The sequence below is a fragment of the Pseudomonas sp. genome, assembly GCF_041601375.1.
Lineage (GTDB): Bacteria > Pseudomonadota > Gammaproteobacteria > Pseudomonadales > Pseudomonadaceae > Aquipseudomonas.
In genome coordinates this window covers 1-6998 of sequence record NZ_JBFIIG010000206.1, presented here as the reverse complement: position 1 = coordinate 6998, position 6998 = coordinate 1, and the positions used below count along the sequence as shown (strand labels likewise).

At 62.9% G+C, this 6998-nt stretch carries 5 protein-coding genes and 2 pseudogenes; 1 reads left to right on the top strand and 6 read right to left on the bottom strand.

From position 1 onward, the window contains the following. Together ABZE94_RS19025 and ABZE94_RS19020 are read right to left on the bottom strand one after the other, a co-directional pair. Positions 1-649: pseudogene (locus ABZE94_RS19025) on the bottom strand (hypothetical protein); the annotation flags it as partial. Between the two features lie 123 nt (positions 650-772). Beyond that, a complete protein-coding gene (locus ABZE94_RS19020; protein WP_372877428.1) occupies positions 773-2047 on the bottom strand; it encodes a serine hydrolase domain-containing protein in 1275 nt (424 codons plus the stop codon). 149 nt (positions 2048-2196) lie between these two features. Here ABZE94_RS19020 and ABZE94_RS19015 point away from each other — a divergent pair, with 149 nt between their 5' ends. Then, positions 2197-2817: a TetR/AcrR family transcriptional regulator gene (locus ABZE94_RS19015; RefSeq protein ID WP_372877426.1), complete on the top strand. Its 621-nt coding sequence runs from the start codon at positions 2197-2199 to the stop codon at positions 2815-2817. A 117-nt stretch (positions 2818-2934) separates the two neighbouring features. Here the strand turns inward: ABZE94_RS19015 and ABZE94_RS19010 are convergent, their stop codons facing one another. The 4 genes and pseudogenes from ABZE94_RS19010 to ABZE94_RS18995 all read right to left on the bottom strand — a co-directional run bounded on the left by ABZE94_RS19010 (position 2935) and on the right by ABZE94_RS18995 (position 6364). Continuing rightward, a complete protein-coding gene (locus ABZE94_RS19010; RefSeq protein ID WP_372877431.1) occupies positions 2935-3690 on the bottom strand; it encodes a methyl-accepting chemotaxis protein in 756 nt (251 codons plus the stop codon). 102 nt (positions 3691-3792) lie between these two features. Then, positions 3793-4929 (bottom strand): annotated as a pseudogene (locus ABZE94_RS19005) (HAMP domain-containing protein); the annotation flags it as partial. A 125-nt stretch (positions 4930-5054) separates the two neighbouring features. Then, entirely contained in the window at positions 5055-5252 is a 198-nt protein-coding gene (locus tag ABZE94_RS19000) for a DUF3237 family protein (RefSeq protein WP_372877424.1), read from the bottom strand. Further along, on the bottom strand, positions 5249-6364 hold the full coding sequence (locus ABZE94_RS18995; RefSeq protein WP_372877429.1) for a polyamine ABC transporter substrate-binding protein: 1116 nt from the start codon (positions 6362-6364) through the stop codon (positions 5249-5251). The genes ABZE94_RS19000 and ABZE94_RS18995 overlap by 4 nt, the downstream gene beginning before the upstream one ends. Between the last annotated feature and the right edge of the window lie 634 nt (positions 6365-6998).

The window sequence follows — 6998 nt, the reverse complement described above, 5'->3', positions numbered from 1 at the left end:
TCGCAACATCAGGCAGCTCGTAGTCCAGGTTCACCCCGGTCATACGATAGTCACCCAAATGATCGTCGGTGCGCAGGCTGAAGGCCTGCACCGACAGGGCGTCGCGTCCCCAGCCGAGCACGGCGGAGTCACGAAACGCGGAACGCGGGGCCAGCCAGAAGGCGCCATCGTCAAGGAAGTCGAGGTTGCCGTCCTGGACGATAAAGCCATTGCCGATCATGTAATTCTGGCGGCCAGCAGTGAAGCGCCATTCGCCAGCGCGAAAGCCCGCATAAGCCTCTTCCACCGATACCCGGTCGTCGGAACTGCGAGTGAAGCCGCCGGCATCGCCGTCGCCGAAGGTGTGCGCGGCTACCACCGAGCCACCGCCGAGCAAGTCGAAGTCCGGGTTCAGCGCATAGTTGAACGTGACCTCGGGCTTGACATAGGCCTCCTGCCAGTCGGCGCGGGTGCCGGTGTTCTCGCCGCTGCGAATGTCGACCCGGCCAACGCCGAAGTTGACGTTGCGCGTGGAGATGGAAGCACCACCAGCCGTGAGGTTAACTTCGCCGGTGAGCTCGCCTTCCTGGAAGGCGTAGCCAGCCAGGGCATGCGGACTGCCCAAGGCTAACGCTATGAGCAATGAGGGGGTAAAACGTGCTCGGATCATGGGTTGCTCCTGGATGATTGTTGTTGTGTTACAGGGCAGTTGTAGGGCGACAACCGTCGCCGCCGTAGGGCTGGCAGGCACTCGACCTGCCAGCGGTTTTTCTTGTTGTGTCGGCTCGGCTACTCAGCCAGCGAAATGGCGGGCGAGTGCACGCAGGGCGCGTACGTTATCGGGGTCGAAGAGGCTGATGGCTTCCGGCAGCGAAGACTGCTTGACGATCACCAGATCGGCCTCGCGATCGACGAACAAGTACTGACCGTTGATGCCGCATGCCATAAGGGCCGGGCTGTGATCGTTGAACACGTACCACTGGCTGCGGTACGACGCGCCAGGGGTCCAGGCGCTGAACTCCTCGTTGGCGGCATAGATCGCCGGATCGCTGCCCTGGGCGATGGCATCGATCGCACGCGGATCGAGCACTGTGCGTCCCTCATGCACACCGCGGTTGGCCAGCAGCAGGCCAAAGCGCGCGATATCACGTGCGGTAGCGTTGAAGCCTGCACCGGCAACACCACGCCCCCAGGGATCGGCCATAAAGTAACCGTCACGCTGACAGCCGATCTGCCCCCATACGCGGGCAAGCAACTCGGGGCAGGCCACCCCGCTGGCACGCTCCATCACCCAGGCCAGGGCCTCGGTGGTGGCGGTCACGTAGTGGAAGAAACCGCCGTGTTCGCCGCGTTTACGCAACGATGGCAGGTACTGGTAGAGCGAGGCGTACTGGCTGTAAGCCGGGGGTGCCGGCTGGAAGCCGCAGGCGTAACCGAACTGCGAACTCTCCGAGGCCGGATCGTCGTAGCGCTCGGTGTATTCGATGCTCACGGCCATATCCAGCAGTTGGCGCACGGTCGCATCGGCAAAGGCACTACCAGCGAACTCGGGCACGTAGTGGCTGGCCGCCAGCTCGGGATTCAGCACGCCGTCGCAAATCAGCTGCTCGGCCAGCACACCGATCAGCGACTTGGTCACCGAGAACATGGTGTGGCGGTCATTCTGCGTCTGGCCGTTGAAGTAACGCTCGTATTTCACCTTGCCGCGATGCAGCACGATAAAGGCATCGGTGTGGCTGGCCAGCAGATGCTCGTCGAGGCGCACGGACAGCCCGCACACGCTCTCGAAGCTGAAACCACCGAGGTCTTCCACGGCCTCGGGCAAGGCGCTCGCCGCATCGTTACCGGCAGCGACGGAGATACTCGGGCGCAGTCGTGCAAGGTGACGGAAACCCCACTTATTGAACGGCGGGCTCATCCAGTTGTGCCAGGTCACGCGCAGTGCTTCGGGCGGCGGAAAGCCGGCCATGAAGGTGTCATGGCGCGAGTCGGCGAGCAGCGCTTCATGGGCATCGGCGTAGTGTCGGCCCAACTGAAGGGCGGCGGGGGAATTTGGGCTGAGTGACATAAAGCTTCAATCCTGACAGGAGCTCTGCACGCGGCAGATGTAACTAAATAATTAACCAACTTAATTTGTTAAGTCAATAAAATATTTTCATTACAAAGCGCCAGCCGTTATGCTCCACGCACAACGGCGGCAACCAACAGGGATAAACAGTGAGCGGTCTTCGGGAACGGCAGAAAGCGATGCGTCGGCAGGCCATCAGCACGGCGGGAGTGGCGCTGTTCGAGCGCCAGGGCTTCCAGAACACCACCATCGAGCAGATAGCCCAGGAAGCCGGCGTGTCCGCGCCAACGGTGTTCAAGTATTTCGGTTCGAAACAGGAAATCCTGCTGGAGATGCTGCAGAAAGGCGACGAACGCGCCTTGAGAGAGGCACGCGAGCACATTGCCGAGATGGATGACCCGCTCGATGCCCTGTGCTACCTGGAAAAGGTCCTGGTGGACCAGGCCCTGGCCATGCTGCCTGCACCAATCTGGCGTGAGCTGCTGCTGCACGTGCTTGGCGGCGGGCACAACGGCCTGCCCGACGGCTATCGGCGCATGAATGACGCCCTCCGCGGGGAGATTGCCGGACTGCTGCGCGATCTGCAGGCCGCGGGCAAGCTGCGCGCCGACCTGGATGTCGACCTCGCCGCGTTCCTGCTCAACGATTACTCGCATCTGCAGATGCTGCGCCTGACCAGCAGCGATCCGCTCGATCTCGAGACTCACCGCAAGCTGGTGCGCCAGACCTCCGGGCTGATCCTTTACGGCATGGCAGCGCACAAGGCGTAGCGAGGGACACTGGCAACCGCCCTGCCCCGGCGTACCCTTTCGTGGTCAAGGCCGCCGAGCGTTGCGCCTCAACGCCACTATCGCGGCTGCCACCGCGATAGTGGCCGGTCAATCGCCCTAGGCGCGAAACCGCGCCAGCAACTGCCCCTGAACCATCACCAGCTCCCCCACTGCCCGCGTATCGTCCGCCGAGGCACGGGCATGCTCGGTGAGCTCGTCGCTGACCAGCCGGATGCGCTCCACCGCGGTATTGATCTCCTCGGCCACCGCGCTTTGCTCCTCTGCGGCGCTGGCGATCTGGCCGTTCATCCGGGCAATTTCAATCACCCCGCTGCCCACCCCGTACAGCGACTCGACCAGCTCGGCGAACAGCCGTCCGGTCTCGCTGACCTGGTGCTGGTTGACCGCCATCGACTGCACCACCGATTGGGTATCGCCCTGCAGCGCCTCAATGATGCTGCGAATTTCCTGGATCGAATCCTGGGTACGCTGGGCCAGGCTGCGCACCTCATCGGCCACCACGGCAAAACCGCGCCCCTGCTCACCTGCACGTGCCGCTTCAATGGCCGCATTCAGCGCCAGCAGGTTGGTCTGCTCGGCGATGTCGCGGATCAAGCTGAGCACCACGCCTATGCGATCGCTCTTGAGCGACAGGGTGCCGACCTGCTGATTGGTGGCCGCCAGGTCCTCACCCTGCCGCGCGACGATCGCCGTGGTACGCTCAATCAGCTCGGTGCCGTCTTCGATAGTTCTGAGAATGGTATCGGTGGCCAGGGACGCGGACACCGTGTCGCGCGCGATCTCGTGGGCGGACAGGCTCATCTGGTGTATCGCAGTGGCAACCTGATCAATGCCCCCACGTTGGCGTTCCATGGCATTGAGATTGGCCCGTGCACCGGCAGCGGACCGAACCGCCGCCGTGCTGAGCGTCTCCATCGAAGCCTTGACGCTGGCGATGATCGGCTGCAATACGTCGAGGAAGCGGTTCATCCCCCGGGTCACGGCGCCCAGCTCATCACACCGCGTGTAGGCAATGCGGCGTGACAGGTCACCTTCGCCCTCGACCAGTTCATTGACCATGACGGCCATGCCCTGCAGCGGGCGCACCACTGCGCGCGAGGCAAACCCCACCAGCAGCAGGCCGAGCAGGCTGACTACCCCGCCCAGTATCAGCTCCAGCCGGATGGCGTGGTGCAGCTGATCACGCAGAGCGTTCTGCAGTGCGCTGATCGGTGCAAAGGCCTGCGCGGCCGGTACCTGCACCCTCACCCGCCAGGGCTCGGCGGTAGGAATGGGGCGAAAGGTCTGCTCGGCCTCGACATCTGCCCGGCCATCGACCTGCTCCAGGGCTACGGGTGGCTGCCAGCGCTGCCCGAGGGTGCTGGCATCGGTGGTCGCGGCAGCGACCAGATCCACGGCGCTGAGGATCCATACCGCCCCTCCAGGCAGGGCCTCCTGGGTGCGCTGGGCCAAGGCCTGCAGCTGCTCCAGCTGGATATCAATCCCGAGTACCGCCACCACCTGCCCCTCGATACGTACCGGCAGGGTCAGACTGGTCAACAGCAAGGGCTTTCCCGAGGTGCTGTCCAGGTAGGGGCTGAGCAGACACGCTGCCCCGGTGCGCTGGGGACAGTCAAACCAGGAGCGCGCCGGCTTGCCATCGGCCATGGGGGCATCGTCGATCAGCGTCTCCTCCGCCGCAGCGACCTGCTCAAGGGCCTGCGGTCCCTGGCGAAACCACACAGGCGCAAAGCGCCCACGCTCGTTGCTGCCGCTAGCCGTGCGGCCGATGAACGCCGCATCGCTTCCATCCAGGGCATCGGGTAGAAACACCACATAACTGCTAAGCAGCGCCGGATTATCATCCAGGATCGACCTGATCTGGGCTGTCAGGTGCTCGCGCAGCGGTGCAGCCCCGATCGGCACACGGTGGGCCAAGGCCACCACCCGCTCAATTTCCGCCGCTGCCTGCTCACCGGCCCGCAGGGCATCGACAAAGAATGCCTGCACACTGGCCGCCTGAAACCGCACCGACTCGTTCACCCGCGCGTCGATGGAGACGCCCAGACTGGCTGACGCCTGCTGCTCGGCCTGGCGGCTGAGCACGCGCATCTCACTGACAGAGCTACCGATCACCACCAGCGCCAGCAGTCCAAGGCACACCCCGACCAGCAGGATGACTTTCGCACGTAACGTCATCAGCACCGCTCCCGCTCAGCGTCGTTAAAAGGGCAACCTTAGTGTTGCCAACCAAGGAACAGCTGCACCGTGCCCTTGAGCTGTGGCCCAGTGAAATGACCACCGATGATCGGGTAGTTGACGCGGTAGCCCTCGACGCAATGACCCAGCGTTTCACCGTCGGCAAGCAACGCGTTGATGCTCATGACCGGCTGCAGACCGGGGATTGGTGGATAAGATCCCTGACACTCGTTCATGGCGTGCATTCCTGGTCAGCGGCCGCGCAGGAACGTTCCGCATCACGGCTCTTGAGGGTTCGCCAAATGCGCGCCCGCACTCGTTCCATGGGCGCGCTGGCCGGCTCCAGGGTAAACAAGGTCTGCCGTGCCGCCGGCGGGACATACATGACGGGGTTGCCCCGGATGGCCGCGTCGACCAGCGCGGTGGCGTCCTTGTTCGGGTTGGGGTAGCCGATGCGGTTGCTGATCCGCGCAATCACATCCGGGCGCAGGATATAGTTGATGAAGGCATGGGCTTCTTCACGGTTGGGCGCCTTGCGAGCGATTGCCATGACGTCCGTCCACATGGGGGCACCCTCGCGGGGCAGCGCCATTTCGATGCGCACGCCCTGCCCTGCGGCCTCGGCCAGTTGCTGCGCAAGGATGAAGCCGCCGGACCAGCCGACTGCCACGCATATATCGCCATTGGCCAGATCCACGCCGTAGCGCGTCGAATCGAAATAGCCAATCGAGGGTCGGATGCGTGCCATCGCCTGGTGCGCCGCCTTGTAGTCGAGACGATTTTGGCTGTTGGGATCCAACCCCAGGTAATACAGGGCGATGGGGAGGATCTCGCCGGGCGCATCGAGAACGCCCACCCCACAGCTGGCCAGTTTGGCGAGATGTTCAGGGGTGAAAATCAGGTCCCAGGTGTCGAGATCCACGCCATCGCCCAGTGCGGCCCGTACTTTGTCGACGTTGTAGCCGATCAGCGTGGTACCCCACAGATAGGGCACGGCGTAGCGATTGCCCGGATCACCGGCGACCTCCAAACCGCTCATGAAGGACGTATCCAGGTGGTGCCAGTGAGGCAGCTTGTCACGTTCGAGCGGCTCGAATGCTTCGGCCACCACCAACTTACCGAGGCTGGAGGTCCCGGGAAACACCACGTCATAGCCGGAATTACCAGTCAGCAACTTGGCTTCCATGGCCTCAACGGTGTCGAACTGGGTGTACTCTGGATGAATGCCCGTCTCACGCTCGAAACTGGTCAGCACCTCGAGCGGCAAGTATTCGATCCAGTTGTAGATGCGTACCGTACGCGGTTGCGCGAAGACCGGCGTCATCACCAGCGAGGACGCCAGCAGCATCAGCCAGGCCAGCCATCCGAGACGAACCCGCCGGCCTTGCCGGCCGAAGACAGTGGTCAAGGTTGCACAACAGCCCCGCCATGCACACCGCCGGGTTGCATGCTGGGGCCGCGATGATAGTCCAGCAACTACAGGTTCGTCATACCCGCGCCTGTCATTTACCCCCATCGGAAACCTCCTGCATTTTTGTTCTTGTATGTCAGGCGTGGCTAGCGATGTCGGCGCAGGCATGGTTGATCCATCCTGCGCAGCCTAGAGAGACGGATCCACCTAAAACCGCTAGGCGTCTACCGCGCAATATAATTAATCGGCATAACTTCTTTAGTCAATAAATATTTTCCGCGCGTGATACACGAGACGCAGAGGGGCTCGCCCAAGGAGGCTGGTGGACGCTATGCAACGAGATGACGAGCAGGGCCGAGCAGGCTTGCAGACATGGCCCTTGATGACAACCGCAGAGGTCTGCGAGGGAGTGCAGACGCACCTTGACGGTTCAATACCATTCAAGAGCAAGGACCATCTGGAGCGGTTTTGACAAAGGCTCCAGATCAGACCGGAAGGTGTGGCAGCAATCGTCCACACCCTGAGTTTCATGGCCCGCTGCCGGAGATCGACAGCCGGGCAGGATCAACCC

Bases quoted from the DNA above. Each gene is read 5' to 3' on its own strand.
- ABZE94_RS19000 (WP_372877424.1), bottom strand. From the start codon at position 5,252: ATGAACGAGTGTCAGGGATCTTATCCACCAATCCCCGGTCTGCAGCCG.
- ABZE94_RS19010 (WP_372877431.1), bottom strand. From the start codon at position 3,690: ATGGAACGCCAACGTGGGGGCATTGATCAGGTTGCCACTGCGATACAC.
- ABZE94_RS19020 (WP_372877428.1), bottom strand. From the start codon at position 2,047: ATGTCACTCAGCCCAAATTCCCCCGCCGCCCTTCAGTTGGGCCGACAC.
- ABZE94_RS18995 (WP_372877429.1), bottom strand. From the start codon at position 6,364: ATGCTGCTGGCGTCCTCGCTGGTGATGACGCCGGTCTTCGCGCAACCG.